Origin of the sequence: Nocardiopsis dassonvillei, from assembly GCF_964273065.1 — a bacterium.
Classification (GTDB): Bacteria; Actinomycetota; Actinomycetes; order Streptosporangiales; family Streptosporangiaceae; genus Nocardiopsis; species Nocardiopsis dassonvillei_B.
Window position 1 is genome coordinate 3,556,693 of the sequence record NZ_OZ186815.1, and the last position, 26,624, is coordinate 3,583,316.

Annotated in this window: 23 protein-coding genes; 11 read left to right on the forward strand and 12 right to left on the reverse strand. The window is 71.6% G+C overall.

The window, feature by feature from the left end:
* Positions 1 to 8 precede the first annotated feature (8 nt).
* The gene (locus ACSUPR_RS15795) at positions 9 to 1,313 is read left to right on the forward strand and encodes an MFS transporter (RefSeq protein ID WP_436885378.1); all 1,305 of its coding nucleotides are present in this window, start codon (positions 9 to 11) and stop codon (positions 1,311 to 1,313) included.
* On the opposite strand, the gene ACSUPR_RS15800 is transcribed toward ACSUPR_RS15795, so the two are convergent.
* Complete coding sequence (locus tag ACSUPR_RS15800; RefSeq protein WP_436885379.1) at positions 1,310 to 1,867, reverse strand: GNAT family N-acetyltransferase; 558 nt, start codon at positions 1,865 to 1,867, stop codon at positions 1,310 to 1,312. The two genes, ACSUPR_RS15795 and ACSUPR_RS15800, sit on opposite strands and share 4 nt — an antisense overlap.
* 10 nt (positions 1,868 to 1,877) lie before the next feature.
* Complete coding sequence (locus ACSUPR_RS15805; protein ID WP_436885380.1) at positions 1,878 to 2,369, reverse strand: Lrp/AsnC family transcriptional regulator; 492 nt, start codon at positions 2,367 to 2,369, stop codon at positions 1,878 to 1,880.
* A gap of 93 nt (positions 2,370 to 2,462) precedes the next feature.
* On the opposite strand from ACSUPR_RS15805, the gene ACSUPR_RS15810 reads away from it, so the two are divergent.
* Together ACSUPR_RS15810 and ACSUPR_RS15815 are read left to right on the forward strand one after the other, a co-directional pair.
* Entirely contained in the window at positions 2,463 to 2,912 is a 450-nt protein-coding gene (locus ACSUPR_RS15810; RefSeq protein ID WP_436885381.1) for a rhodanese-like domain-containing protein, read from the forward strand.
* 437 nt (positions 2,913 to 3,349) lie between these two features.
* A complete protein-coding gene (locus ACSUPR_RS15815; protein WP_436885382.1) occupies positions 3,350 to 4,075 on the forward strand; it encodes a class I SAM-dependent methyltransferase in 726 nt (241 codons plus the stop codon).
* Positions 4,076 to 4,094: 19 nt separating this feature from the next.
* Here ACSUPR_RS15815 and ACSUPR_RS15820 read toward each other — a convergent pair whose 3' ends face one another.
* Positions 4,095 to 5,579: a CCA tRNA nucleotidyltransferase gene (locus tag ACSUPR_RS15820; RefSeq protein WP_436885383.1), complete on the reverse strand. Its 1,485-nt coding sequence runs from the start codon at positions 5,577 to 5,579 to the stop codon at positions 4,095 to 4,097.
* 355 nt (positions 5,580 to 5,934) lie between these two features.
* Between ACSUPR_RS15820 and ACSUPR_RS15825 the strand changes: the two genes are divergently transcribed.
* From ACSUPR_RS15825 to trxA, 8 genes are all read left to right on the forward strand, one after another.
* Positions 5,935 to 8,484, forward strand: a complete 2,550-nt coding sequence (locus ACSUPR_RS15825) for a DUF6049 family protein (RefSeq protein ID WP_436885384.1) — start codon at positions 5,935 to 5,937, stop codon at positions 8,482 to 8,484.
* Between the two features lie 165 nt (positions 8,485 to 8,649).
* Entirely contained in the window at positions 8,650 to 10,488 is a 1,839-nt protein-coding gene (gene murJ / locus ACSUPR_RS15830) for a murein biosynthesis integral membrane protein MurJ (protein WP_436885385.1), read from the forward strand.
* Positions 10,489 to 10,645: 157 nt separating this feature from the next.
* The gene (gene murJ, locus ACSUPR_RS15835; RefSeq protein ID WP_436892028.1) at positions 10,646 to 12,436 is read left to right on the forward strand and encodes a murein biosynthesis integral membrane protein MurJ; all 1,791 of its coding nucleotides are present in this window, start codon (positions 10,646 to 10,648) and stop codon (positions 12,434 to 12,436) included.
* Between the two features lie 278 nt (positions 12,437 to 12,714).
* Positions 12,715 to 14,325, forward strand: a complete 1,611-nt coding sequence (locus ACSUPR_RS15840; RefSeq protein ID WP_436885386.1) for a protein kinase family protein — start codon at positions 12,715 to 12,717, stop codon at positions 14,323 to 14,325.
* A gap of 23 nt (positions 14,326 to 14,348) precedes the next feature.
* A complete protein-coding gene (gene sigM / locus ACSUPR_RS15845) occupies positions 14,349 to 14,975 on the forward strand; it encodes an RNA polymerase sigma factor SigM (RefSeq protein ID WP_436885387.1) in 627 nt (208 codons plus the stop codon).
* Positions 14,972 to 15,787: a hypothetical protein gene (locus tag ACSUPR_RS15850; protein WP_436885388.1), complete on the forward strand. Its 816-nt coding sequence runs from the start codon at positions 14,972 to 14,974 to the stop codon at positions 15,785 to 15,787. Before sigM ends, ACSUPR_RS15850 begins: the two co-directional genes overlap by 4 nt.
* Before the next feature lie 161 nt (positions 15,788 to 15,948).
* Positions 15,949 to 16,881: a thioredoxin-disulfide reductase gene (gene trxB / locus ACSUPR_RS15855; protein ID WP_436885389.1), complete on the forward strand. Its 933-nt coding sequence runs from the start codon at positions 15,949 to 15,951 to the stop codon at positions 16,879 to 16,881.
* A 77-nt stretch (positions 16,882 to 16,958) separates the two neighbouring features.
* The gene (gene trxA, locus ACSUPR_RS15860; protein WP_436885390.1) at positions 16,959 to 17,282 is read left to right on the forward strand and encodes a thioredoxin; all 324 of its coding nucleotides are present in this window, start codon (positions 16,959 to 16,961) and stop codon (positions 17,280 to 17,282) included.
* 164 nt (positions 17,283 to 17,446) lie between these two features.
* Here the strand turns inward: trxA and ACSUPR_RS15865 are convergent, their stop codons facing one another.
* The 9 genes from ACSUPR_RS15865 to rpmH all read right to left on the reverse strand — a co-directional run bounded on the left by ACSUPR_RS15865 (position 17,447) and on the right by rpmH (position 26,045).
* Positions 17,447 to 18,421, reverse strand: coding sequence for a ParB/RepB/Spo0J family partition protein (locus ACSUPR_RS15865; RefSeq protein ID WP_436885391.1), 975 nt, complete (start codon positions 18,419 to 18,421; stop codon positions 17,447 to 17,449).
* Positions 18,422 to 18,481: 60 nt separating this feature from the next.
* Positions 18,482 to 19,297 carry a ParA family protein gene (locus ACSUPR_RS15870; RefSeq protein ID WP_436885392.1) on the reverse strand — a complete coding sequence of 272 codons (816 nt, stop codon included), beginning with the start codon at positions 19,295 to 19,297 and terminating at the stop codon, positions 18,482 to 18,484.
* Positions 19,298 to 19,425: 128 nt separating this feature from the next.
* Positions 19,426 to 20,142 carry a 16S rRNA (guanine(527)-N(7))-methyltransferase RsmG gene (gene rsmG / locus ACSUPR_RS15875; protein WP_436885393.1) on the reverse strand — a complete coding sequence of 239 codons (717 nt, stop codon included), beginning with the start codon at positions 20,140 to 20,142 and terminating at the stop codon, positions 19,426 to 19,428.
* Positions 20,143 to 21,623: 1,481 nt separating this feature from the next.
* Positions 21,624 to 22,748 carry an IS256 family transposase gene (locus ACSUPR_RS15880; protein ID WP_436885394.1) on the reverse strand — a complete coding sequence of 375 codons (1,125 nt, stop codon included), beginning with the start codon at positions 22,746 to 22,748 and terminating at the stop codon, positions 21,624 to 21,626.
* Positions 22,749 to 23,490: 742 nt separating this feature from the next.
* The gene (locus tag ACSUPR_RS15885) at positions 23,491 to 23,970 is read right to left on the reverse strand and encodes a protein jag (protein ID WP_436885395.1); all 480 of its coding nucleotides are present in this window, start codon (positions 23,968 to 23,970) and stop codon (positions 23,491 to 23,493) included.
* Positions 23,971 to 24,047: 77 nt separating this feature from the next.
* Entirely contained in the window at positions 24,048 to 24,989 is a 942-nt protein-coding gene (gene yidC, locus ACSUPR_RS15890) for a membrane protein insertase YidC (protein WP_436885396.1), read from the reverse strand.
* A gap of 28 nt (positions 24,990 to 25,017) precedes the next feature.
* Positions 25,018 to 25,329 (reverse strand): membrane protein insertion efficiency factor YidD, encoded by a 312-nt coding sequence (gene yidD / locus ACSUPR_RS15895; protein WP_436885397.1) that lies wholly within the window; start codon positions 25,327 to 25,329, stop codon positions 25,018 to 25,020.
* Positions 25,326 to 25,826 (reverse strand): ribonuclease P protein component, encoded by a 501-nt coding sequence (rnpA, locus tag ACSUPR_RS15900; protein WP_436885398.1) that lies wholly within the window; start codon positions 25,824 to 25,826, stop codon positions 25,326 to 25,328. Before rnpA ends, yidD begins: the two co-directional genes overlap by 4 nt.
* A 75-nt stretch (positions 25,827 to 25,901) precedes the next feature.
* Positions 25,902 to 26,045, reverse strand: a complete 144-nt coding sequence (gene rpmH, locus ACSUPR_RS15905; RefSeq protein ID WP_013155858.1) for a 50S ribosomal protein L34 — start codon at positions 26,043 to 26,045, stop codon at positions 25,902 to 25,904.
* Between the last annotated feature and the right edge of the window lie 579 nt (positions 26,046 to 26,624).

The following is a 26,624-nucleotide window of genomic DNA, read 5'->3' on the forward strand; positions in this document are numbered from 1 at the left end:
CTGGTGGCGTGTCCTTCTTCGGCGATCTGCGCACCGTCCTGCGGGGCTCCCGTTTCCGGCGGCTCTTCGGCACGCGGCTGGTCTCGCAGTTCTCCGACGGGGTCTACCAGGCCGGCCTGGCCGGCTTCGTCTTCTTCAACCCCGAGCAGCACACGGGCGCGGCCGCCGTGGCGGCGGCCTTCGCGGTGCTGCTCCTGCCCTTCTCGGTGGTGGCGCCGTTCGCCGGGGTGTTCATCGACCGCTGGCCGCGCCGCCAGGTCCTGCTGCTGTCCGCCCTGGCCAAGGCCGCGCTGGCGGTGCTCAGCGCGGTGGTCGTGGCCGGGGGCGAGAGCCCGGCGTTCCTCCTGCTGGCGCTCCTGGTGCTGAGCGTCAACCGCTTCTTCCTGTCGGGCCTGTCCGCGGGCCTGCCGTACGTGGTCCCGCGCGAACAGCTGATGATGGCCAACGCCGTCACCCCCACCTGCGGGACCGTGGCCAGTTCGCTGGGCACCGGGGTCGGGCTGGGCCTGGGCGTGCTGGGCGGCACCGGCTCCTGGGGGACCGGCGTGATCCTGGCGGCCGCCGGGCTGGGGTTCGCCGCCGCCGGGCTGGTCTCCCTCTCCCTGGGCCGCCGGGAGCTGGGACCGCACCTGGAGCGCGAGCCCGAGGAGGTGCGCGCCGCGGTCGGCAGCGCGCTGCTCGGCATGCTCGCCGGGGTGCGGCACATCTGGTCGCGGCCGCCCGCCCGGGACGCGCTGGGCACCATCGGGCTGCACCGGGTGCTGTTCGGGATCTCCTCGCTGATGACCCTGCTGCTCTACAACAACACGTTCACCGGTGGCGGGGTGGCGGGCCTGGCCGGGTTCTCCGTCGCCGCCGGGGTGCTGGCGGCCGGGTTCTTCCTCGGTGCGGTGGCCACTCCGTCGGCGACCGCGCGGATGGCGCCGGGGGCGTGGATCGGGGTGCAGCTGCTCGCGGCGGCGGTGGCGCTGGCGGTGTTCGCGCTGCCGTTCTCGCCCGGGCTGTTCCCGGTGGCGGCGTTCGTGCTCGGGTTCGTGTCCCAGGGGGTGAAGGTCACCGTCGACACGCAGGTACAGCGACATGTCGACGACGCCTTCCGCGGGCGCGTGTTCTCGGTGTACGACGTGCTGTTCAACGCGACGTTCGTGCTGGGCGCGGCGCTGGCCGCCGCCCTGGTGCCGCCCTCGGGGCTGGGCACCGCGGTGGTGGTCGGGATGGCCGCCGTCTACCTGGCCGCCGGAGCGGCCTGGACGCTGCGGGAGCGCCGACGCGCCGGCGCCCTCCCCGGGCCTGCTCCGGAGCCCGCGCCCTAGGCGGGGGGCGAGGGGGCCCGTCCCTTCGTCGACGTGTCGACCTGTTCCTGTGTCGTCCTGTAGACGGACAGGCCGCGGGCCCGGTAGTTGGAGAGCGCGTGCTCGCCGTCCAGGGAGCAGGTGTGCAGCCACACCCTGCGGGTGGGCTCCCGGTCCGGCAGCCGGTCGGCCAGGTCCCAGGCGCGGCGCAGGGCGAGAGTGAGCATGTGGCCGCCCAGTCCGCGGCCGAGGAACCCGGGCATCAGGCCGAAGTGGACGACCTCGACGGCGCCGTCGGGCTGGGCCTCCAGTTCGGTGTACCCGGCCGGGGCGCCGTCCTGGTGGAGCACCCAGGTCTCCAGGCCGGGGCGGTCCACCCACCTCCGCCAGTCCTGCTCGGTCCAGGCCAGGCGGTCGGTCCACTGCCAGTCGCCGCCGACCCGCTCGTAGAGGAAGCGGCTGAACGCGGGGCTGGGGACCCCGACCCGGACGAACCGCACGTCGCCCCCGGGCTCCCGCGCGGGGCGCAGGCCGCCGGGGTCGGTCGTCTCCAGGTACCAGGTGGTCAGGCTCATCGCGCCAGTGTCAGTCCCCGCCCCGCTCCCCCGCAATGACGGGCGTCACCCCCAGGGCCTCGGTGGCGGCCCGGCCCGGGAGCGGGCTGGAGTAGACGACGTTGGTGGTGACCGATCCCATGACCGCGACGCGGGCCACCACGTCCTCCAGGTGGCGCATCGACCGGGCCACGGTCTTGAGCAGGAAGCAGTCCTCACCGGTGATGTGGTGGGCCTCCAGGATCTCGGGGGTCGTGGCCAGCAGGTCGTGGAAGGGCCGGTAGTTGCCGTTGGGGTAGGCCAGGCGGATGAAGGCGGTCACCGTGAACCCCAGCCGTGCGGGGTCGACGAGGGCGGAGTAGCCGGAGATCACCCCGGCGGCCTCCAGGCGGCGCACCCGCTCGGCGACGGCGCTGGCGGACATGGACACCGCCCGGGCCAGCCCGGCGTACCCGGCCCGGCCGTCGGCCTGGAGGGCGGAGAGCAGGCGCAGATCGGTCTCGTCCAGGGATACGTCGGTCATGGCAGGGATATACCGCGTGATCCACGGCGGGGACAAGGCCGGACCGTTGATCGTGCCTGTCCGGGGCGGGGCCGCGAACCTAGCCTTGTCGTCATGACGACTTCGCGCTTCGCCGACCCCGCCCAGGCCGCGGCCCACTTCTCCGCCCGGCTGGGCCTGTACACCGACGTGTCCGACGTGCGGGCCGCACTGGCCTCCGGCGACCCCGGCTTCACCCTGGTGGACACCCGCGCCAGCGCCGCCTGGGACCAGGCGCACGTCCCGGGGGCGGTCCACCTGCCCCGGACAGAGATCGCCGACCGCGCGGCCGCGGAGCTCGACCCGTCCCGGCCGGTGGTCGTGTACTGCTGGGGGCCGGGCTGCGACGGCGCCGCCAGGGGCGCGCTGGAGTTCGCCCGCCTGGGCTACCGGGTCAAGGAGATGGTAGGCGGCATCGAGTACTGGATCCGGGAGGGGTTCGAGGTGGAGACCGCCTCCGGCCGCGAGCGCTCCCCCGCCGACCCGCTGACCGCCCCGGTCCACACCCCCTCCTGCGCCTGCTGAGACCGCCCCGGCCGCTACCGCAAGAGCTGTCCGCTCCCGGCCCCGTGCCGGGACCGGTGCCGGCACGGCCCTCCCGGCCCGGCGCGCGGGCCGTACCCGGCCCTGGAGGACGAGCCGGTCGGGGGTGGCGGGCGTGTCCACCGGGATGGGGCGGGCGACCGGTCCGCCGTGGCCGGTGGCGGTGGTGGCGCGGCCCTCCCGCGCCTCGGGGGGCGGCGGCTCGGACCGGCGCGGAGTCCGCTGACGCCGACCTGCGCGACGCCCGCCTGCCATGCGGCCGCTTCTCCTCATGGCGGGGCGGCCACTTCGCCCCATGCCGCCATGACCTCGGAAGGGTGTCGACATGTCCGCACAGCGATCCTTCCTTCCGTGGTCGACCCATCACTTGCTGTAGTGTCCGGGCCAGGGATTTCGTCGACACGGAGAGATGGTGCGGTATGAACGGTGGTCCGGGGGACGTCGACCCCTCCGGCGCGTTCGGTCGGCGCGCGGTGGCCAAGCGGATCGCGGCCGTCGCCGGGCACCTGCCCGCCCGCGGGGACCGGCTGCTCGACATCGGCTGCGGCGACGGGGCCTGCGCCGTCGAACTGGCCGGGGGGTACGTGCGGGTCGACGCCATCGACCTGGAACCGCAGCGGCTGGACGCGTTCGCCGCACGCATCTCCGGGACCCCGCTGGAGGACCGGATCGGGGTGCACAAGATGTCGGCGGACTCGCTGGCCTTCGACCCCAACACCTTCGACCGGGTCACCGCGTTCGACGCGGTCGAGCACATGGGGGACCTGGAGGTGGCGCTGGCGGAGGTCCACCGCGTCCTCAAGCCCGGCGGGGCGTTCTCGCTCACCGTCCCCAACCGGTGGTCCCCCTTCGAGACCCGCGGGGTGCTGTGGGGCGGGCGCCGCCGGTCGCCGCTGACCGCGCCGTTCCTGCCGTGGATGCGCCCCCTGCACGAGCGGATGTCGGACGCGCGGGCGTTCACCACCCAGGAGATGGGCCGGCTGCTGCGGAGCGCCGGCCTTCGGGTACGGGCGATCGACTACCTCATGCCGCCCCTCGACCGCGGTCCGCGTCCCCTCCGGTCCCTGTCGGACGGACTGGAGGGAACGCCGCTGCGCGTGTTCGGGGCGACCGTGGCGGTCACCGCCGTCAAACCCGGCCGCTGAACGGGAGCGGAGCGGGGGTTCAGGAGGACAGGTGCTCGGCGGCCCAGGCGCGCAGCGCCTCGGCCGCGGCCTCCTTCTCCATCGGGCCGTTCTCCAGCCGCAGCTCCAGGAGGTAGCGGTAGGCCTTGCCGACCTCCGGGCCGGGCTTGAGGCCGAGGATCTCCTGGATCTCGTTGCCGTCCAGGTCGGGACGGATGCGGTCCAGCTCCTCCTGCTCGGCCAGGGCGGCGATGCGCCGCTCGATGTCGTCGTAGGAGCGGGCCAGTGCCGCGGCCTTGCGCCGGTTGCGGGTGGTGCAGTCGGCGCGGGTGAGGATGTGCAGCCGCTCCAGCAGCGGACCGGCGTCGCGGGCGTAGCGCCGCACCGCCGAGTCGGTCCACTCCCCCTTCCCGTACCCGTGGAAGCGCAGGTGCAGCGCGACCAGGGACGAAACGTCGGAGACCACGTCCTTGGGGAAGCGCAGCGCGGTGAGGCGCTTGCGGGTCATCGACGCGCCCACGACCTCGTGGTGGTGGAAGGTCACCCGGCCGCCGCCCTCGAAGGCGCGGGTCTTGGGCTTGCCGATGTCGTGCAGCAGGGCCGCCAGTCGCAGCACCAGGTCGGGCTCGTGGCCGCGGGCGCGCTCCAGCTCGACGGCCTGGTCCAGGACCGTCAGCGAGTGCTCGTAGACGTCCTTGTGCCGGTGGTGCTCGTCGATCTCCAGCCGCAGCTTGGGCAGCTCCGGCAGCACGTGGGGGGCGATGCCCAGGTCGACCATCAGCTCGAGTCCGCGCCGCGGGTCCGGGCTGAGCATCAGCTTGGTCAGCTCGTCGCGGACGCGCTCGGCGGAGACGATGGCCAGCCGCTCGGCCATGTCCCGGGCCGCCTCGGCGACCTCAGGGGCGAGCCGGAAGCCGAGCTGGGCGGCGAACCGCACCGCGCGCATGATGCGCAGCGGGTCGTCGCTGAAGGAGTCCTCCGGCTTGCCCGGGGTGCGCAGCACCCCGGCGCGCAGGTCGGCGAGGCCCCCGAAGGGGTCGACGAACTCCCCGGCGGGCAGGCGCACCGCCATGGCGTTGACGGTGAAGTCGCGGCGCAGCAGGTCGCCCTCGATGTCCGTGCCGTAGGCCACCTCGGGCTTGCGGGACTTGGGGGAGTACGACTCGCTGCGGTAGGTGGTGATCTCCAGCTGGAGGTTCTTCTTGCGCACGCCGACGGTGCCGAAGTCGATGCCGACGGTCCACACCGAGTCGGCCCACCCGTCGACCAGCTCCAGCACCCGCTGGGGCACCGCGTCGGTGGTGAGGTCGATGTCGTGGGAGGGCCTGCCGAGGAGCGCGTCCCGGACCGGGCCGCCGACGAGGGCCAGCTCCCGGCCGTTCTCGGCGAACCGCCCGCCGAGCTCGTCGGAGACGGGGCGGGCCGATTCGACCAGCTCGTCTATCGCGGACAGCTGCGCAGGGGTCGGCGCGCCCGCCGCGGTCGGCATGGTGTCGTTCTCACTCGAAGACTCTGTGTTCGGCACACAACGCAGGTTAGGCGGCTCCGCGGGCAAACGGCGAATCGTTCGCGGGCGCCGCCCGGGGTGCCGTCGGGAGGGCGGGACGGGCGCCGGAGGCGGTGACCGCGTCCGTTCGACGGGCGTCCGCCCCGCCGCGACACGTCGCGCGGAGGTCCTCGCCAGAACCGGGGTGTGGGGAAGACGGTATCTTCGGGTGCAGTGGTGGGACGCCACGGTCTTCTCCGCGTCCACCCGACCCGCGAACGCCGTGTGCGCCGTGCGGGCACCCCGACCGTCCCCGCCCCTTGCTGATCCCCGGCGGGACGGCCACCTGGACCCGAATCAGGAAACCGGTCAAGCGTTGCGTCGATTCACCTCCGTGCCGACGGTCATGGCCCTGGCCGCCGCACTGCTCCCGTTCCCGGCCACGTCCGCGCAGGCCTCGGCTCCCGCCGAGCCCGCCGAGGACGCCGAGCCGCTCGTCGTCGAGCGCATCACACCGGACGCCCTCGACGAGGACGCCACCCTCCGCGTCTCGGGCGAGGTGGTCAACACCACGTCGGACAGCCTGCGCGACGTCACCGTCCGCATACGCTACTCGCGGCACCCCTTCGCCGACCGCGACTCGATGGACGAGTTCGCCTCCGGCGACGGCTGGCAGCCCGACGCGCCCGGCCCGGACGACGAGATCACCGCGGAGCTGCCGCCCGGCACCAGCCAGCCGTACACGCTGAGCGTGCCCGCCGAGGACCTGGACCTGGGCTCCTACGGCGTCTATCCGCTGGTGGTCGAGGCGGTCGACGGCGACGGCTCGGTGATCGGCGCGCAGTACACCTTCCTGCCCTACGTCGGTGACGGGGAGGACACCCCGTCCGTCGACATCGCCTGGGTGTGGCCGCTGATGGCACCGCCCCAGCGCGCGGACGACGACACCTTCCTGGGCGACGGCCTGGCCTCGGCCGTCACCGAGCACGGCCGCCTGGGCCGGTTGCTGGCCGCGGGGGCGCAGGCCCCCGTGTCCTTCGACGCCGGCGACGAGGACCTCGTGGAGCTGCTCGGCCTGGACGCCGAGCCCTCGGAGTCCCCGGCCGAGGCCACCGACACCGAGACCGCCGACACCCTGCCCGAGGCCACCCCCTCGGAGCAGGAGGAGGACGGGGCCGGGGACGGGGAGGACGAACCGGAGGGCCAGGGGGAGGACGAGGAGCCGGAACCTACCCGCACCGACGGCGTGCCCGTCACCTGGGCCGTCGACCCCGGCACCCTCGACGACATCCTGCGCCTGGCCGCCGAGGAGCACGAGGTCCTCACCGACCCGCTGGCGGTGCCCGCCGGGTCCGACCCGGTCCGGGAGACCGCACAGGCGAACACGGCCGCGCAGGTGTGGCTGCGCGAGGCCCGCCGGGTGCTGCCCCTGGACACCGTCGTGGCCACCCCCTACGCCTCCCCCGACCTGGCCGCGCTGCTCCGCAACGAGATGGACGGCGACGCCGAGGCGTCGGTCCGTATCGGCCGGGAGGCGGTGGAGCGGGCGCTGGGGATGTCCGCCGACGAGCGCTTCGCCCTGCCCGCGCACGGCCTGATGGACGACTCCGTGTACGGGATGCTCGCCGACCAGGGCGCCACCCGCTTCCTGCTCGCGGAGGAGGCGCTGCCCCCCGTGAACTGGCTGCAGACCACCCCCACCGCCCAGGCGCCGCTGCCCGCGGTGGAGGGCGCCGACGAGGAGCCCGTCGCGCTGGCGGCCGACGGGGGCCTCACCGACGCGCTGTCCATGCCGACCGACACCCCGGGCGGGACCGAGCTCGCGCTGCAGCGGTTCGCCGCCGAGACCGCGATGATCGCGGGCGAGAACGCCGGGGGCGACCGGGTCGTGGTGGCCTCCCCCGAAGCCGGCTGGGATCCGTCCGCGGAGTTCGCCGAGGGTGTGCTGGCCGCCAGCGAGGACCTGCCCTGGCTGTCCCCGGAGCGCCTGGAGGACATCGAGCTGCCCGCCGCCGGGGAGCGGGAGGACGTCCGCTCCCCGCTGTCCTACTCCGACGGCGCCGCCGAGGACGAGCTCGGATCCACCTACCTGGGCCTGGTCGAGGACGTCAGCCGGGACGTGCGGATGTTCAACAGCATCCTGGTGGAGGACTCCGACCCGTTCCGCCCGGCGCTGGTGCGCCTGGAGTCCGTGCACTGGCGCGGGGAGGAGGCCCTGGCGGGCACCACCCGCGCCCTCGTCATGGAGAAGGTCGACCAGGGCCTGGCCGACGTGCGCATCATCCCCGGCGAGGACGTCACCCTGGCGAGCCGGACCGGCATCACGGGGATCCTCGTCGCCAACGACCTGGAGGACCAGGCCGTCTACGTGCACCTGTCGGTGTACTCGGAGAACGCCGAGCGGCTGAGCATCGGCGAGTACAACACCCACTTCGAGATCGACCCCGGCGCCAAGACCACGGTGTACGTGCCGCTGTCCGCCCGGATCAACGGGCGCACCGTGGTGCACGCGAGCCTGCACAACTCGGCCGGGGAGCCGATCAACAGCCAGGACGTGCAGCTGCCGGTGAACGCCACCGGCCTGGGCACCCAGGCACTGCTGATCAGCGGCGTGGGCGCGCTGATCCTCATCGCCGCCCTGGCCCCGCGCGCCCTGCGCAAGTGGGTGGTACGCCGCACCAGGGCCGCGGCGGAGCGGGAGGACGCCGAGCGGGCCGGGTCCTCCCCGGAGACCGCCGAGGTCTCGGAGACCGCGGAGGTCTCGGAGGCCGAGCGGGACGCCGCCTCCCCGGAGGCCGGGGGGCCCGGCGGTCCCGGGGGCGCGGACACCGGTGCCGCCGGAACCGGAGGCCCCGACGCGCCCTCCCACAACGGCGGGGGGTCCGGACCCGACACCACGACGGCCGCGGGGGACGCCCCGTCCCCGCGCGGCGAAGGGGCGTGAACCCGCTCCCCCGTCGACAGGGCGCCACACCGACAGGGCGCCTTGTCGACACATCCGCACGTCGCCGTGCCGACGCGCCCCGCGCGTTCTGACACGGCCAGGCCCGGCGCGGGCGCACGCCCGCCCGGGCCCTCCCCAGTCGGACGAAAGGAAGCCTGATCCACGGTGGTCACCGACTCCCCGAACGAAGGCGGAAAACACCGCCGTCGCTCCCCCGGGCCCGAAGGCCCCCTCCCGGGTGAGAGCCCGATCCGCCCCTCCGGCGGCCCCGTCCCCTCCTTCGAGGAGGGCGAACTGCCCGAGCCCGCCGTCCCCGGCTCACCCGCCTCCCCCGAGGCGGGCGGCCCCGCCGGAACCGGCGGGGCCGACGACGCCCCCGCGCGGGGCGGCGGCATGATGCGCTCCAGCGCGATCATGGCGGTCGGCACCATGGCCTCCCGGATCACCGGCTTCGTCCGGACCATCGTCCTGGGCGCCGCCATCGGCACCCACCTGCTCGGCGACGCCTACCACACGGCGCACACGATCCCGTTCATCCTCAACGACCTGCTCATCGGCGGCCTGATGGCCAGCGTCGTCGTGCCGTTCCTGGTCAAGCGGCGCAAGCGCGACGCCGACGGCGGCAAGGCCACCGAGGACCGGCTGTTCACCACGACGTTCGTGGCGCTGTTCCTGCTCACCGCCGCGGCGATCGCGGCAGCCGAGTTCCTGATCTGGCTGTACGGCTCCCGGTTCACCGACGCGCAGTTCGAGGCCTCGGTGTTCCTGGCCCGCTACCTGCTGTCCCAGATCTTCTTCGTCGGGCTGAGCGGTCTGCTCACCGCCATGCTCAACACCCGCGGGTACTTCGGCGCCGGGGTGTGGGCGCCGGTGCTCAACAACCTGGTGATCATGACCGTGGCCGGCCTGTTCCTGTGGGTCGCCGGGCCCGGGCGCACCCCGGACACCATCACCGACGGGCAGCTGACCCTGCTGGGCGCCGGAACCGCCGCCGGCATGGCCCTCCAGGCCCTGGTGCTGTTCATCTCGCTCTTCCGCACCGGCTACCGCTGGCGCCCGCGCATGGACCTGCGCGGCTCCGGGCTGGGCGAGGCCGTCAAGACGGCCGGCTGGATGATGCTGTACACCCTGCTCACCCAGGCGGGCCTGTGGATCACCACCAACATCGCCAACGCCGCCAACGTCACGGCCATCGAGGAGGGCCGCTCGGTCGGTGCGGGCATCACCGCCTACAACCTCGCCTACCAGTTGTTCCAGCTGCCGTACGCGATCATCGCGGTCTCCCTCATCACGGTGCTGCTGCCCCGGATGAGCGCGCACGCCGACGACCGCGACTGGGACGCGGTCCGGTCGGACTTCTCCCGGACCCTGAGGATCTCCGCCTTCGTGCTCGTGCCGATGGCGTTCGCGATCGCCCTGTTCGCCGAACCGCTGTCGATCCTGGCGTTCGCCCGCGGGTCGATCTCCGCGGCCGACGCGGCCAACATCGGCCAGATCCTCGCCGTGATGTCGCTCGGGCTGGTGCCGTTCACCGTGTTCCAGCTGATGCTGCGCGTGTTCTTCGCCATGGGCGACACCCGCACCCCGGCGCTCATCGCCATCGCCAACCTGGCCGTGCACAGCGCACTGGCGCTGACGTCCTACCTGCTCCTGCCGCCGGAGCGGGTCGTCGTGGGCGTGGCCGCGGGCTTCATGTTCTCGTTCCTGAGCGGGCTGGTCATCGCAGGCCTGGTGCTCAGCCGCCGCATCGGGGGGCTTGACGGAAAGCACATCATTGGCACATTGTTGCGCCTGCACCTGGCGGTCGTCCCGAGCGTCGCGGTGGGCTTCGGCGTGCTCTGGGCCTTCGACACCTACGTCGGCCCCGGTCTGCTCACCTACCTCGGCGCCCCCGCGGCCGGGTGCCTTCTCGGCGCGTTGTTCTTCCTCGCGGCCGCACGCCTGCTGCGGGTCCCCGAGTTGAGTGCCGCGGTGGAACTCATCCGCGGCCGCCTGCGTCGTTGACGCCGCACCGACGCTGCCGGCCCTGATCTCCACCGGGAGAACGACCACGCCCGACGAGACGAGGACTGAGGACACGGTGTCCAGCGAAGACCCCCGCGAGCAGGACTCCGGCGGCGGGCCCCACGGGTCCGCCGCCCGGGAGCGGCCCCGCCGCCACATGGTGATGCCCGACGACGTCCTGGACGCCTACGAGCGGGAGGAGCCGGCGACCGAGCCCGAGACCGGGCTGACCACGCGCCGCGACCCGAGCGACATCGGTGACCTGGGCACCGCCGACCGCGCCGGCATGGAGGACGGCGACGAGATCGGCGGCAGCACCCACACCGCCCCCGGCAACCTCGCCAGGTCCAGCGCGATCATGGCGCTGGGCACCGTGTTCTCCCGCGTCACCGGGTTCGTCCGCACCATCATCCTGGCGGCGGCGATCGGCACGCAGATGCTGGGCGACGCCTACCAGGTGGCGGGCATGGTCCCGTACATGGTCTACGACCTGCTCATCGGCGGTCTGCTGGCCAGCGTGTTCGTGCCGTTCCTGGTCAAGCGCCGCAAGCTGGACTCCGACGGCGGCGACAGGACCGAGCAGCGGCTCGTCACGCTGATGCTGTCGGCGCTGCTGGTGATCACCCTCGTCTCGATGCTGCTGTCGGAGTGGTTCATCCGCATCTACGCGGGCGAGTTCACCGGCGCGCAGTTCGAGGTGTCGGTGGTCATGGCGCGCTACCTGGTCACCCAGATCTTCTTCATCGGCGCCAGCGGCCTGGCCAGCGCGATGCTCAACGCGCGCGGGAGGTTCGGGGCGCCGATGTGGGCGCCGGTGCTGAACAACCTGGTGATCATCGGGGTCGGCCTGTGGTTCCTGAACATCGCCGGGCCCGGGCGCACCCCGGAGACGGTGCCCTCCGGCGAGCTGATGCTGCTGGGCCTGGGCACCGCGGCCGGGCAGGTGGTCCAGGCGCTGGTGCTGCTGTGGGCGCTGGCGGCGGCGGGCTTCCGCTGGCGGCCCCGGCTGGACCTGCGGGGCGCGGGGCTCGGCGAGGCGGCCCAGGCGGCCTCGTGGATGATGCTCTACATCGTGGTGGCGCAGCTGGGCGCCCTCGTCTCCACCAACGTGGCGTCCCGCGCCGGCACGCGCGCGGCGGAGCTGGGCTTCGAGTCGGGTTCGGGCATCGCGGCCTACAAGTTCGCGTCGATGCTCTTCCAGCTCCCGTACGCGATCATCGCGGTCTCGGTGATCACCGCCCTGCTGCCGCGGATGAGCGAGCACGTGGCGGCCGGGCGCCGGGACCAGGTGCGCAGCGACTTCTCGCGGGGCCTGCGGCTCTCGTCGGTGCTGATCGTGCCGATCTCGGTGGCGATGATCGTCTTCGCGATCCCGTTCTGCGTGATGATCTACGCGCAGGGCAGCACGAGCGCCGAGGACGCGGCCGCCATCGGCCGCATCCTGATGGTGTTCTGCGTGATGCTGATCCCGTTCACGCTGTTCCAGCTCCAGATGCGCGTGTTCTACGCGCTCGGCGACACCCGCACCCCGGCGCTGGTGTCGATCCCGTCGGAGATCGCGCACGCCACCACGGCGATCGCCCTGCTGTTCGTGGTGCCGCCGCAGCACGTGGTGGTGCTGCTCCCGATCCCCTACGGGCTGTACTACATCGTGGGCTCGATCATCATGTGGTACATGCTGCACGGGCGGCTGAACGGCCTGGACGGGCGGCGCACCGCGGCCACCCTGTTCAAGCTGCACCTGGCCACGGTGCCCTCGGCCGCGTTCGGCATCGCGATGATCTACGCGTTCCAGGGGCTGCCCGGCGGGTTCTGGCCCGGATTCGCGTCGATGGTCCTCGGAGGTGTCGTGGGTGGCGTACTGTTCGTGGTCAGCGCCAAGTTCCTCAATGTGACTGAAGTCACATCCTTCCTCGAATTGTTGAAGACCCGACTGCGACGTCGCTGATCACCGTGAATGGACGGGTTGGGCGGTCCCGGACCGCTACGTACCGGAAGGTGAACGGACACCCGTTGTCCTCCGAAGATGCTGTTCAGGCGTCCTAGCATGGACAGGCATCGCTTGACCGCCACCGCATTGTTCATCCGAGCTGCCCGAAGGGAGGCTGGGGACAGCACACAGAGCCCGAACCCCCCGCACACGCACCACGCGACGCACCGGTCCGCCCAGGACCGTGCCGCGGCGGCCCGTGCGGGACGAGGGCCCTGGCACCCGTCACTCCCATCATGAGCACCTTCCTGATCGAGCCCGGGGCGAAGCTGGCCAACCGGTACCGCCTTGACCAGGTGGTGAGCGAGACCGGCGGGGCGACCCGCTGGAAGGCCACCGACGAGACACTCGCGCGGCCCGTCGCCGTGTGGACCTTCGCCGAGGGCTTCCCCCGCACATCCGATGTGGTCCGAGCGGCCCGCGCCACCAGCCGTATCCCCGACGCGCGCGTCACCCAGGTCTTCGACGCGGACGACACCGCCCCCATCCCCTACGTGGTCGAGGAGTGGGTGGTCGGCTCCTCGCTGGCCGACCTGCTGGCCCAGGGCCCGCTGGAGCCCGAGCGCGCCGCGGGCCTGGTCGCCGAGGCGGGCGAGGCCATCGCCGCCGCGCACGCCGGCGGCCTCTACCACCTGTGCCTCACGCCGAGCAAGCTCATGTGGAGCAGCGGCGGAGCGGTCAAGGTCACGGGCATCGGCGTGGACGCCGCCCTGATGGGCGTCAACGTCGCCGACCCCGGTGCCACCGACGCCCAGGGCCTGGGCAACCTGCTGTACGCGGCCCTCACCGGCACCTGGCCGGGCGGCCCGCAGAGCAGCCTGCCCCCGGCCCCCCAGGGCCACTCCGGCCCCTACCCGGCCAACCAGGTCCGCCAGGGCATCGGGGAGCCGCTGGCGTCCATCACCACCCGCGCGGCCCTGCCCCACCTGGTGGGCCAGGTCGTGCCGGGGCCGGCGATCACCTCGCCGGGCGAGTTCTGCGCGGCCATGGCCGACGTGCCGCGGCTCATCCCGCTGCCCGTCGCCCCCGCCGAGGCCACCCCGCCGCCCGAGCCCGGGACCTCCCGGCGCACCGGCGAGTTCGGGTCCACCGGACCGCGCCGCTCCTCCCGCAACGGGAACGGCGGCGCCGGCGGCACGGGCACCGGGCCGCGCGCCTCCGCCCGCGGCGAGCGGCCGCCCTCGCGGATGGACCGCCGCGAGGCCGAGCGCCGGACCTCCCCCCAGCGCATCCTCGTGGGCGTGCTCGCGGTGCTGCTCTTCGCCGCGGTGGTCACCGGCGCCTGGTTCTTCGGCGCGGAGATGCGCGACGGCCAGGAGCCCGACCCCGGCGCGGGCGGGGGCGGCGGGACCGGCGGCGACAGCGAGACCGTCGAACCGGTCCCCCTGCCCATCGACTCCGTCTCCGGCTACGACCCGCTGGGCGACGGCCAGGAGCACGACGACAAGGCCGACCGGGTCACCGACGGCGATCCCGCAGGCGAACCCTGGAACACCGAGGGGTACAACGACCCGCTGGGCGACCCTCCGTACAAGCCCGGCGTGGGTCTGGTCATCGACCTCGGATCCAGCCGGGAGATCCACGGGGTCGACCTGGTCACCCCGGGGCTCTCGTACGGGATCGACATCCGGATCGGCGACGAGGCGCCCATCTCGGCGGACGACCTCTCCCAGGTGGACGGCGTCCTCCCGGCGGTGAAGTCCGAGACCGTCAGCGGCGAGACGGAGATCCGTCTGGACGAGGCCGTCGAGGGCCGCTACGTCGTCATCTGGTTCACCGACCTGCCCACCGACGGCGGCAAGTACCGTGGGAGCATCAACGAGGTACAGGTACTGGGCGTCGAGTAGACGGGGATATGTGATCGGCACTGATGGACGCGGTCCAAGAGCTTCCTGACCGGGAACTGCTCACCAGGCACACCCAGGGGGACGATCAGGCGTTCGCGGTGCTCGTGCGCCGCCACCGCGATCGGCTCTGGGCCGTCGCCGTGCGCATGATGGGCGACCCCGAGGAGGCCTCCGACGCGCTCCAGGACGCCTTCCTGTCCGCGTTCCGCTCCGCCGACCGCTTCCGCGGCGAGTCCCAGGTGACCACCTGGCTGCACCGGATCGTCGTCAACGCCTGCCACGACCGCCTGCGCCGCCGCAAGGTCCGCCCGGCCACCCCCACCGAGGACGACACCCTCGACGTGCTCTCCAACGAGCGCCTGGGCCGCAGCGGGGGCGCCCCCGACCACGCTTCCCAGACCGAGGCGCGGCTGGACGTCCACGCCGCCCTGGACACCCTCCCCCTCGACCAGCGCATGGCCCTCACCCTCGTCGACATGCTCGGCTACCGGGTGGAGGAGGCCGCGCAGATCCTCGACGTCGCCACCGGCACCGTCAAGAGCCGGTGTGCGCGAGGTCGCGCCAAACTTCTTCCGTCTCTGGTCCACCTGAGGAACCCTCGTCCCCCCCGAGACGTCACAAGTGGGAGAGGAGGTGCCGACCCATCGTGACGTCCCACCCTGACGTGGAGGCACTCGCGTGCTTCGCCGAGGAGCTCTTGGAGCCCGAGGAGGAGCGCACCGTAGCCCACCACATAGAGACCTGCGCGACCTGCGCGGCGACCCTGGACGAACTCACCGCCGTCAGCGGTGTGCTCGCCGACGCCCCGCCGGTCCCACCCATGCCGCAGGACGTCGCGGACCTCCTCGACCGGCGTATCGCCGAGGCGGTGAGCGAGCGGACCGCGCACACCGCCGGCGCGTCCGGACCCGGGACCGCCGCCGTGATCCCGATCACGGGTGCGCGCCGTTCCCGGCGCGGGTTCGACGGCATGAACCTGCCCCGGCTCATGATGGTGGCCGCCGCGGGCGCCGTCGTGCTCGGCGGCGGCGGCGCCGTGCTCAACACGGTGCTCTCCCCCGGACAGGAGGAGGCGGGCAGCGCCTCCGCCCCGATGATGCAGGACGAGGGCGGCGGGTACGCGGAGCCGGAGGCCATCCAGCCGTACCGGCCGGAGGTCGTGGCCACCGGGACCGAGTACACCGCCGACGGCCTTGCCGACCAGGCGGCCGGGGTGCTCACCGCGTTCCCGGAGGCGCCCGACCACGCGCCGGAGGAGTCCTCCCCGGCGGCCGAGGAGTGCGCCACGGTGTTCACCGAGCGGCAGGGCGTGCGGATCACCCTGGTCGACGAGGCCACGTTCGACGGCGACCCCGCCATGGTGCTGTTCGCACCCCTCGGGGACGACACCGCCGAGGTGTACGTGGTGGACCCGGCCGACTGCGGGAACGTCCTCGCCCAGGAGACCGTCACCGCTCCCTGAGCGGCTTCCGCGGCCCTTCCACGGCATACCCCACCCCGGTAAGCAGGGCGGATGTCCCCTTGGGAATCAGCGGCGCCTACCATCGGTTGTGCTATACCGACTCTCCCCCGAGGTCACCATCCCGTGGCCGGGGCATCTGATCGTGTGAAGGGCCTACGAGCGTGAGTGACGTCCGCAATGTCATCATCATCGGTTCCGGACCGGCGGGGTACACCGCCGCCGTCTACGCGGCCCGTGCCGAACTGAAGCCCCTGGTGTTCGAGGGCTCCATCACCGCGGGCGGCGCCCTCATGAACACGACCGACGTCGAGAACTTCCCCGGTTTCCCCGACGGGATCATGGGCCCGGACCTCATGGACAACCTCCGCAAGCAGGCCGAGCGGTTCGGCGCCGAGCTGGTGCCCGAGGACGTCACCGCCGTGGACCTGACCAAGCCCGTCAAGGAGGTCACCGCCGGCGGCGAGACCTTCCTCGCGCACACGGTCATCCTCGCGACCGGCTCCGGCTACCGGGAGCTCGGCGTCCCCGGCGAGAAGGAGCTGTCCGGCCGGGGCACCTCCTGGTGCGCCACCTGCGACGGCTTCTTCTTCCGCGACCAGGACATCGCGGTCGTCGGCGGCGGCGACACGGCCATGGAGGAGGCCCTCTTCCTCACCCGCTTCGCCAAGTCCGTCACCGTGGTCCACCGCCGCGACGAGCTGCGCGCCAGCCGCATCATGGCCGAGCGCGCCTTCGCCAACGAGAAGATCTCGTTCGTCTGGGACACCGAGGTGGTCGAGGTCCTGGGCAGCGACCGGGTGAGCGGCCTCAGGGTCCGCAACAACAAGACCGGCGAGGAGAGCACCCTCGACGTCACCGGCGTGTTCGTCGCCATCGGCCACGACCCGCGGGTGGACCTGATCCGCGGCCAGGTCGAGCTGGACGAGGAGGGCTACGTGCGGGTGGACTCGCCCTCCACCCGGACCAACCTCGAGGGCGTTTTCGCCGCGGGCGACGTCGTCGACCACAGCTACCGCCAGGCCATCACCGCCGCCGGAACCGGCTGCTCCGCCGCCCTGGACGCCGAGCGCTTCCTCGCCGAGCGCGGCAACTAGCCGCCCGCCCGCAGCGGCTCCCGGGGCCGTCCGCCCGAGACGGCCGGCCCGCCGTATCCACCCGAACAAGGAGAACCATGTCCGCGGTCAAGACCGTCACCGACGCCGACTTCGACACCGAGGTCCTCAAGAGCGACAAGCCCGTCCTCGTGGACTTCTGGGCCGACTGGTGCGGGCCCTGCAAGCAGATGGCCCCGGTCCTGGACAAGTTCGCCGAGGAGCACGGCGACAAGGTCCAGGTGGTCAAGCTCAACACCGACCAGAACCCGGAGGCCCCGCGGGCCTACGGTGTGATGTCGCTGCCGACCTTCAAGGTCTTCAAGGGCGGCGAGGTCGTCAAGGAGATCATCGGCGCGCGCCCCAAGCGCAAGCTCGAAGAGGACCTGGCCGAGTACCTGTAGGGACGCACACGGAAGGCCCCCAGATCACCTCTGGGGGCCTTCCGTCACTTCGGGCGACCACGGGGGAGGCCACTCCCCGCCGGGCCGTTCAGGGGCACCTGAGCGGCCCGGGGCGTTTCACGTGGAACATCCGCCGGGCCGCCGCGGTGTTTCACGTGAAACACCTAGGCGCGGGTCGTGCCCATCTGCTCGATGATGCGCTCCAGGTCCTCGACCGAGGCGAACTCCACCACGATCTTGCCCTTGCGCTTGCCCACGTCCACCTTGACCGTGGTGTCCAGCCGGTCGGCCAGCGCGGTGGCCCACTCCTCGACGTGCGGCGGGGTCACCGCCTTCAGCGAGGCCTGCCGGGCCTTCTCCGCCTTCTCGACCTCGTGGCCCTTCTCGCGGAGCGCGGCGATCTCCTCCAGGGAACGGACCGACAACCCCTCCTGGACGACGCGCTCGGCCATCCGCTCCATGGCCTCCGGCTCCTTGAAGCTCAACAGGGCGCGCGCGTGCCCGGCGCTGATCACCCCCGCCGCCACCCGGTTGTGGAGCGAGGCGGGCAGTTGCAGCAGGCGCAGCGTGTTGGTGACGTGCGCCCTGGACTTGCCCACCCGCTGGGCCAGCTCGGCCTGGGTGGTGCCGAAGTCCTCCAGCATCTGCTGGTAGGCCGCCGCCTCCTCCAAGGGGTTCAGCTGCTGCCGCTGGAGGTTCTCCAGCAGCGCCTCGCGCAGCAGTTCCTCGTCCTTGGTCCTGCGGATCAGGGCGGGGATGACCTTCCGGTCCGCCAACCCGCTGGCCCGGAAGCGGCGCTCCCCCATGATGAGCTCATAGGGGTGCGACTCCCCCGGCGGCAGCTCGCGCACCACCACCGGCTGGAGGACGCCCACCTCGACGATGGAGTCGCGCAGCTCCTCCAGGGCCACGTCGTCGAAGTGCTTGCGCGGCTGCTTGGGGTTGGGGCGGATGTCGGTGAGCGCGATCTCCTTCAGGTACGTACCGTCCGGAATGGCCACCGGTCCCGGGGGCTCGGACACCCCGTTCACCCCGTTCACCGCCGGGGGTGCTCCCTCGGGCACCGAGGGAGCCGTCGACGGCCCCGACGGGATGAGCGCCCCCAATCCCTTGCCCAGTCCGCGCGGTCGCTGACTCACCGGTACTTCCCTCCACACTTCTCGGTTCGAGCCCGGCGGGGGCCGGGACCACAATCGCGCCTAGCGCTTCGCCCGGTGGGCGATCTCGCGGGCCGCGTCCAGGTAGGCGACGGCCCCCGTCGAGGACGGGTCGTACGTCATCACCGACTGGCCGTAGCTCGGGGCCTCGGAGACGCGGACGCTCCGCGGGATGACGGTGTTCAGGACGGTCTCGTTGAAGTGCGAGCGCACCTCGTCGGCCACCTGCTGGGAGAGCCGGGTGCGGCCGTCGTACATCGTCAGCAGGATGGTGCTGACCGCCAGGCCGGGGTTCAGGTGGGACTGCACCAGCTCCACGTTCCGCAGCAGCTGGCCCAGGCCCTCCAGGGCGTAGTACTCGCACTGGATCGGGATCATGACCTCGTCGCAGGCCACCATCGCGTTGACCGTGAGCAGTCCCAGCGAGGGCGGGCAGTCGATGAGGATGTAGTCGAGGTCCGAGGTGTCGTACGCCGCGAACGCGCGCTTGAGGCGGGCCTCGCGGGCCACCAGGGAGACGAGTTCGATCTCCGCGCCGGCCAGGTCGATGGTCGCCGGGGCGCACCACAGGTTGGGGATGTCCGGAACCGGCTGGGCCAGTTTGCGGATCTCCTCGTCCTCGACCAGGCAGTGGTAGATCGAGCGGGTCTGGTTGTCGCGCTCCATGCTCAGAGCGGTGGAGGCGTTGCCCTGCGGGTCGAGGTCGACGACCAGGACGCGCTGGCCGTGCATCGCCAGAGCGGCGGCGATGTTGACCGTGGTGGTGGTCTTGCCGACGCCGCCCTTCTGGTTGGCAACGCTGATCACCCGGCAGGACGCGGGGCGGGGCCAGACCTCGGCCTCCCCCCGGGAGGCCATGGCGGCCTGGGCGGCACGAGCGAGGGGGGTTTCGTAGGGCTCGGATGTTTCACGTGAAACATCGAGCAGGTCTCCGTAGACGGATGTTTCACGTGAAACATCAGGGTCATTGTGGGGCACGAATGAGTTCACCTCTTCCGTCCGCGCTTCTTCTTGCCGCCCCGCGCCTTCGACGGGGGCGAACCACCGTCGGATGTCACCGTGACGCGAACGACCGTGGTAGCGGGATCGACTTTACCCCGGCCCACCCGGATCACATCGCTAACGTTGGGCCGCAGTTTTGAAACGTCTTGCTCCGCGGCGGCCAGCTCGGCCTCCGCCTGCTCACCCTTGAGCGCCAGCAGGCTGCCGTCCTTGCGCAGCAGCGGCAGTGCCCACCCCGCCAGACGCGGCAGAGGGGCGACCGCCCGGGCGGTGACGAAGTCGGTGAGGAGTTCACCGTGCGCCTCCTCGGCCCTTCCCCGCCGCACCTCGACGTTGGGGAGGTCCAGGATCTCCACCGCCTCGTCCAGGAAGACCGTCCGGCGCAGCAGCGGCTCCAGCAGGATCATCCGGATGTCCGGGCGGAGCAGGCCCAGCACCAGCCCGGGCAGGCCGGCCCCGGAACCGATGTCGACGACCTCCGCGCCTTCGGGGAGGAGCTCCTCGACCACCGCGCAGTTGATGATGTGCCGCTCCCAGAGGCGGGGGACCTCGCGCGGGCCGATCAGGCCGCGCCGCACACCGTCGTCGGCCAGCAGTTCGGCATAGCGCCGCGCCTTCGGCAGGGCGTCGCCGAAGATCTCCGCCGCTCCGGCGGGAGGCTCGGACAACACGGCACCGGGCTCCTCAGCGCCCGCGGTCATCGGTCACCACCGTCCATCTTCACTTCCAAGGATTCGTAGCCGCACCCGACGGATGCGCGCCGAGGGGGAATGACCCCCACCGATCCTACGCGGGCGGTCGCAGTGATGTTTCACGTGAAACGTGGCGGCGGCGATGTTTCACGTGAAACATCGCGAGGTCGGGAGGAGGAAGGGGTGGGAGAGGGAGGGGACATGTCGACAGCTCGACGAATCCCCTCCCGGCGGGTGCCCCGTTCCCCCGGCCCCCTTCACACCGCCATCGGCGAGGACTGTCAGCCTGTCCGCGCGTCCCCGGCGACGAGATCTCGTAACGCTGTTGTGGGTGGAGGCCTCCTGCCCGGGGTCCAGCGTCGTCGGGAGGGAGAACCACTTCATACGGCCCCGAGGGGTGGGGGCGGGCGCTCCCCAGGTCCCGGACACAGGAGGGATGAGGGCCGCGGCCACCCTTCCCACCCCGGGCACAGGGGGTCGGGGGAGGAAGGACCGGGACTTGTGCCGCAGGGGATTGTTGTCTTTTCCTGAGCCCCGGCCACAGCCGGAGGGCATCGCTCGGACCTCCGCTCCAGGGGGTGAAGACCATAGGAGGCTCTCCCACCCCGGACACAGGGGGGTTGAGGGAGAACCTCGGCCCCGGCCCCAGGGGGGTAGGCGGACTTGGAGGTTTCCAGGACGGTCACCCGTTGGAAAGGGCGGTCTGTAGTCGCTCCCGACAGCAAGCGTTGGTTTCCAAAAGCCCGGCCGTTTGGGAAGGTACAGACCGCGGAGCGCGGGCCCGTCCCGTCGCAGTCGGCGTGCGGCAGAGCGCCGGGCCTGGGCGTTGGGCTCACATCGACTGTGGTGGGGGCTTACGGGGCGGGTGCGCGCGAGGCCTGCCCCGCCCGGCCACACAGGTCCACGGAGGAAGGGTCCGCCTGGAAAGGGACGGGCCTGTCCGACCTCGCTTGTAACACCAGCCATAGGCGGGGCGACCCGCACCCGAACCGCCCCGGGCACCACAGGGAGTGAAAGCTGCAGGTACCTTCCCGCCCCGGCCCCAGGGGGTGAAAGCCGCGGAGAACCTCCCACCCCTGGACCCCGGGGTGAAGGCCGCAGAGGACCTCTCCCGCTTGGGCACGGCCGGCACCGAACACCCGCACCGGGCCTGGCTGGGCACTCCCGGGCCGGTGGCGAGGGCCAGTGGCTCTTCCTTCCTTTACCCCCCCGTGGTGCGGGAGGGCGCTCATGGCTGGGGTTACCCCAGCGGTGGTTGGTGTTACAGGCGAGGTCGGGTGCGACCGCGGGTTTGCAGGCGGACCCTTCCTCCGTGGACCTGTGTGGCCGGACGGGGCAGGCCTCGCGCGCACCCGCCCCGTAAACCCCCACCACCCCGCACGCCCGTCGAACGCCCAGGTCTGGTGGTCTGCCGCACGCCGACTGCGACGGAACGGGCCCACGCTCCGCAGTCGGGTGTGTCAAGTTAAGGGTGTAACTGTTTTTCTTGGTCACTGGCGTGTCGCGGTCAACCGCCCGTCGAAGGCCAGATCGAACGCGTTCAGCGCTCGCTTCCACCGGCCGGCCCACTTCACCGCACCCGCCCCGGTCGGATCCAACGCCATCAACGCCAGATACACGCACTTGAGCGCGGCCTGCTCGTTGGGGAAGTGTCCCCGGGCCTTGACCGCACGCCGGATCCGGGCGTTGATCGACTCGACCGCGTTCGTGGTGCAGATGACCCGCCGGATCTCCACATCGAAGGCCAGGAACGGCACCATCTCCGCCCACGCCTGCTCCCACAACCGCACGATCGCCGGATACCGCTCACCCCACACCGAACAGAACTCGGCGAACCGCTCCCGGGCGGCCTCCTCGGTCGCCGCGGAGTAGACCGGCCGCAGCGCGCCGGCGACCTTCTGCCGATCGGCGACCGAGGCGTAGCGGAAGCTGTTGCGCAGCAGGTGCACGATGCAGGTCTGCAGCACCGTGCGCGGCCACACGGCCTCGACCGCCTCGCCCATGCCCTTGACCCCGTCGGCCACCAGCATGAGCACATCGGCCACCCCGCGGTTGCGCAGCTCGGTGAACACGTGCGCCCAGTACTTGGCACCCTCACCGCCCTCGCCCGCCCACAGACCCAGGATGTCGCGCTCGCCCTCGGCCGTCACCCCGAGCACGACGTAGACGGGCCGGTTGGTGACCTGGCCGTCGCGGATCTTGACGTTGATGGCGTCCACGAACAGCACCGGGTAGACGGGGTCCAGGGGCCGGTTCTGCCACTCGGCCATCCGGTCCATCGCACCGTCGGTGATCGTGGAGATGGTCTGCTTGGACACGTTCGCCCCGTAGACCTCGGCCAGGTGGGCGCAGATCTCGCCGTGGGTCAGGCCGCGGGCCGAGAGTGAGAGCACGATGCCGTTGCCGGGCGCGGAGCGTTCGTGTTTGGCGTAGCCCAGGTGGGCGTCCATCTCCGCTTGCAGGACGTTCTCCAGGGTGGTCTTGGTCAGGCGGGACAGCAGCCCGTTCTCGCCGACCAGGTCGATGCCCTCGGCCTTGGCCTTGGCGACCAGTTCCGCGACCAGCTCTTCGTCCGACCTGCCAGTATCCTTCTTGACCTGCGCCTTGTCACTCATGGTGAACTCCTACCCCCTTGGAGTTACACCCTTATCTTTACAGTCCCCCGCAGTCTGTACCTTCCCAAGCGGCTGAGCTTTTGGAAACCAACGCTTGCTGCCGGGAGCGACCACAGACCGCCCTTTCCAACGGGTGACCCTCTTGGAAACCTCCAAGTCCGCCTACCCCCCTGGCGCTGGGGCCGAGGTTCTCCCTCCCCCTCACCCCCTGGAGCGGAGCTCCCGGGTCTCCCTTCCTCAACCCCCCTGTGCCTGGGGCGGGGAGCCCTCCTGCGGCCTTCACCCCCTGCGGCACAGGTTCCGGTTCCCCTCCCCCACCCCCCCTGCGCCCAGCCGGGAAACCCACCCGCGGCCCTCACCCCCCTGGGCCAGGGCGGGAAGGATGACCGCGGCCCTCACCCCTCCTGTGTCCGGGACCTGGGAAACGCCCACCCCCACCCCTCGGGGCCGTATGAAGTGGTCCTCCCTCCCGACGACGCTGGACCCCGGGCAGGAGACCTCCACCCACAACAGCGTTGAGAGAAACCAGGGGAACAGCGCCCCCGACCCCGAGCCGACCCCGCCCCGAGCCCGGATCCCGGGAGAGAGCTCGTCGAGGTGTCGACAAAGCCCCTCCGCTCTCCCCCACCCCCACGCCCCCCGCCCCCGCGCCCCGATGTTTCACGTGAAACATCCGGCGCCCCCGCACGCGAAAGGGGCGATGTTTCACGTGAAACATCGCCCCTCCCCCGGTTCTCCCGCCCTACGGCACCGGGTGCACCACCACGTACCGGTTGGGCTCCTCGCCCTCCGACTCGCTGCGCAGGCCCGCGGCGGCGACCGCGTCGTGCACGACCTTGCGCTCGAACGGGGTCATCGGCTCCAGCTCGTACGCCTCGCTCGTCTCCTTGACCTTCTGCGCCGCCTCGGCGCCGACCCGGAAGAGCTCCTTGCGGCGCCCCTCCCGGTACCCGCCGATGTCCAGCATCAGTCGGCTGCGCTCACCGGTGGCGCGGTGCACCGCCAGCCGGGTCAGCTCCTGGAGGGCCTCCAGGACCTCGCCGTCCTCACCGATCAGCTCGTCGAGGGTGGCCCCGACAACGGACACCATCGCACGGTCGCCCTCGACGTCCATGTCGATGTCGCCGTCGAAGTCCGCGATGTCGAGAAGCCCCTCGATGTAGTCCGCGGCGATGTCGCCCTCGTTCTCCAGGGCCTCGATGTCGATAGGCGCCTCAGCCACCGCTACTCCACCGCTTCCTTCCTGGCTCGCTGTCACGGCGTTCCCGTCTCCTGTTCCCGTGTTCGGTACGCAGCCCGCTAGCGGGACCCGCCACCGCTGCGCTTGGAGCGAGACTGCTTCTTCGGCTGCTTGCGTTCGATCTTAGGCTGTTCCACGGGCGTCGGCGCGGATTCGGCCTGCTTCTTCTTGCGCCCCAGCATCCCCTTGGCCGAACCGTTGACGCCGGCGCCCTTGCTCTCGACCACCTCGCCCGGAGCGGGCTGGTTCCGGTACAGGAAGTGCTGCTGCACCATCGTCCACACGTTGGAGGTGACCCAGTAGATCAGCACGCCCACGGGCATCATGAGTCCGAAGAGCCCGAAGAGGGGCGCCATGTACATCATGATCTTCTGGGTCTGCATCATCGGGTTGTCGGGCATCTGCGCGACGCTGCGCTTCATGCTCTGGCGCATGGTGAGGAACGTCGTGGTGCCCATGACGACACAGGACAGGGCGATGAAGACCTTCGCCATGATGGCGTTGGTCGCGCCCAGGGCCAGCAGCTCCTCCGAGGAGCTGTTGAAGTGGGCCGCGATGGGCGTCCCGAAGATCAGCGCCTGGCGGGCGCTCTCGACCAGTTCCTCGGTGAAGTTGTACTGGACGTTGCCCTCGGCGACGCTGCGGAGCACGCTGAACAGGGCGAAGAAGACCGGCATCTGCAGCAGCAGCGGCAGGCAGCCCATGAGCGGGTTGGTGCCGCTCTCCCGGTACAGCTCCATGGACTCCCGCTGGAGCCGCTCCTTGTCGTGCTTGTAGCGCTCCTGGAGCTTGCGCAGCTTGGGCTGGATCTCCTGCATCTTGCGCTGCGTGTTCATCTGCTTGACGAACAGCGGCACCATGAGCAGGCGCATCAGCATGGTGAGCAGCACGATGGACAGGCCCCACGCCCACCCGCTGTCGGGGTTCAGGCCGATAAAGCCCAGACCCGCATGGATCTGGACCAGAATCCAGCCGACGATGTTGTAAAGCCAGTCCAGCACCGGCCAACTCCTATGTGCTTCGGTTCAGCTACTGGTCCCCGGAAGCGTGGCCGGTGGACCCGGCGCCGCCCGCAGACTCCTCGGACTCCTGGACCCGTCCCCGCGGTGGGGGGACAGGGTCGTAGCCACCCCTGGTGAAGGGGTGGCAGCGGGCGATGCGCCGGATGCCCAGCCAAAGCCCGTACAAGGCACCGTGCACGCGCAGGGCCTCCACAGCGTATGCGCTGCACGAAGGGTAGAAACGGCAGGCGGGGGGTAGGAGCGGACTGATGAAGCGCTGGTATCCCCGGATGGGGAGGATCAGCGCGCGCGCGAACACCGTCGGTTCGTGCCGGGTCATCGGTCCGTCCACCGTTCTCCGCCCTCCGTGGCGGGGCGGCCGCCTGTCGTCTCGCTCTTCGCCGGTTCCGGCGCCGAGGGGCCACCGCGTCCTCGACGACGGCGCGTCGACCCCTTGGGTCGGGGCCGCATCGCCGAGGCGATGGCGCCGTCCAGTTGCGCGCCCAGGTCCTCGTACCGCGCGGCGGCGGAGGAGGGTTTGGCACGCACTACCAGCAGGCTACCGTTTGGAAGTTCGGACAGACGTGGCCGCATCAGGTGCCGCAGCCGTCGCTGGACGCGCTTGCGCACCACGGCCCCGCCGACCGCCTTGCTCACGATGAATCCGACGCGTGGGGGCTCCCCTACCGGGAACGCTTCCGGTCCGGTGGTGGTTCCCCGGGCCGCGGGTGGTGGGAGGTAGACCACGGCGAGGTCGTCGCGGGACGCGCGGCGTCCGGAGCGCATGGCGGAGCCGAACTCGGTGCTGTGGCGCATCCGGTTCTTCGGCGACAGCATCGGTGCCTCCCATGACAAAGGGACCGGCCGGCGGAAGGCCGGACCGGTCCCGAAGAACGTGGGGCTGTGCGTGGCCTAGTGGCTCACGGTCAGCGCGGCGCGTCCCTTGCGGCGGCGCGAGGCGATGATGGCGCGACCGGCGCGCGTACGCATGCGCAGCCGGAAGCCGTGGACCTTCGCGCGACGCCGGTTGTTCGGCTGGTACGTACGCTTGCTCACTACTGGCTCCAGGGGCGTGTCAGGAAAGTACTACGACAGGACCCCCAGGATATGCGGGGTCGCAGAGTGCCATGGCCGCGTACGCGCCGTCATGGGACGGGCGCGGGCAGAATCGTCGGCATAAGCATAAAGAAGATACGACCTGGTCCGGGCGCGGTCAAATCAGGCGGGATCGCCGGGCTGCGCGGCGGCTCCCGGGCGGGCCCGGCGGCGGGTCGACGAGTCGACTCGGAGACCTGTGGACAGATCGTCGTCCACAGGCGTGTGAGACTTCCACAACCCCCTACCCCTGTGGATAACCTCAGCCTGTGGATAACTCTCTCCCCGACCCGCCCCGGCACCCCGAAACTCGGAACTGAGCCGCCTTACACACAGCCTGACCTGCATATTGTGGATAACTCTGCGCGGAGCCCACAGATCTGACATCCTGTGGATAACCCTGTGGACAACCTGTGGACAACCGGCGCCGGCTGTGGATACCGCAGGGCGTTCGAACCCCTGTCCGCCCGCCTTCCCCGGGAGTCGTCCACAGGCCCGTGCCGACCTTCACACCGGACATTCCGCCCACCCTGCCCCGGC

What these genes read in the sequence shown, in the direction of transcription:
- ACSUPR_RS15810 (WP_436885381.1), top strand. Translation starts at nt 2,463, where the DNA reads ATGACGACTTCGCGCTTCGCCGACCCCGCCCAGGCCGCGGCCCACTTC.
- sigM (WP_436885387.1), top strand. Translation starts at nt 14,349, where the DNA reads ATGGACGCGGTCCAAGAGCTTCCTGACCGGGAACTGCTCACCAGGCAC.
- rsmG (WP_436885393.1), bottom strand. Translation starts at nt 20,142, where the DNA reads ATGACCGCGGGCGCTGAGGAGCCCGGTGCCGTGTTGTCCGAGCCTCCC.
- yidD (WP_436885397.1), bottom strand. Translation starts at nt 25,329, where the DNA reads ATGACCCGGCACGAACCGACGGTGTTCGCGCGCGCGCTGATCCTCCCC.
- ACSUPR_RS15800 (WP_436885379.1), bottom strand. Translation starts at nt 1,867, where the DNA reads ATGAGCCTGACCACCTGGTACCTGGAGACGACCGACCCCGGCGGCCTG.
- ACSUPR_RS15870 (WP_436885392.1), bottom strand. Translation starts at nt 19,297, where the DNA reads ATGGCCTCCCGGGGGGAGGCCGAGGTCTGGCCCCGCCCCGCGTCCTGC.
- trxA (WP_436885390.1), top strand. Translation starts at nt 16,959, where the DNA reads ATGTCCGCGGTCAAGACCGTCACCGACGCCGACTTCGACACCGAGGTC.
- murJ (WP_436892028.1), top strand. Translation starts at nt 10,646, where the DNA reads ATGGTGATGCCCGACGACGTCCTGGACGCCTACGAGCGGGAGGAGCCG.
- ACSUPR_RS15880 (WP_436885394.1), bottom strand. Translation starts at nt 22,748, where the DNA reads ATGAGTGACAAGGCGCAGGTCAAGAAGGATACTGGCAGGTCGGACGAA.
- ACSUPR_RS15840 (WP_436885386.1), top strand. Translation starts at nt 12,715, where the DNA reads ATGAGCACCTTCCTGATCGAGCCCGGGGCGAAGCTGGCCAACCGGTAC.
- rnpA (WP_436885398.1), bottom strand. Translation starts at nt 25,826, where the DNA reads ATGCTGTCGCCGAAGAACCGGATGCGCCACAGCACCGAGTTCGGCTCC.
- ACSUPR_RS15805 (WP_436885380.1), bottom strand. Translation starts at nt 2,369, where the DNA reads ATGACCGACGTATCCCTGGACGAGACCGATCTGCGCCTGCTCTCCGCC.
- ACSUPR_RS15815 (WP_436885382.1), top strand. Translation starts at nt 3,350, where the DNA reads ATGAACGGTGGTCCGGGGGACGTCGACCCCTCCGGCGCGTTCGGTCGG.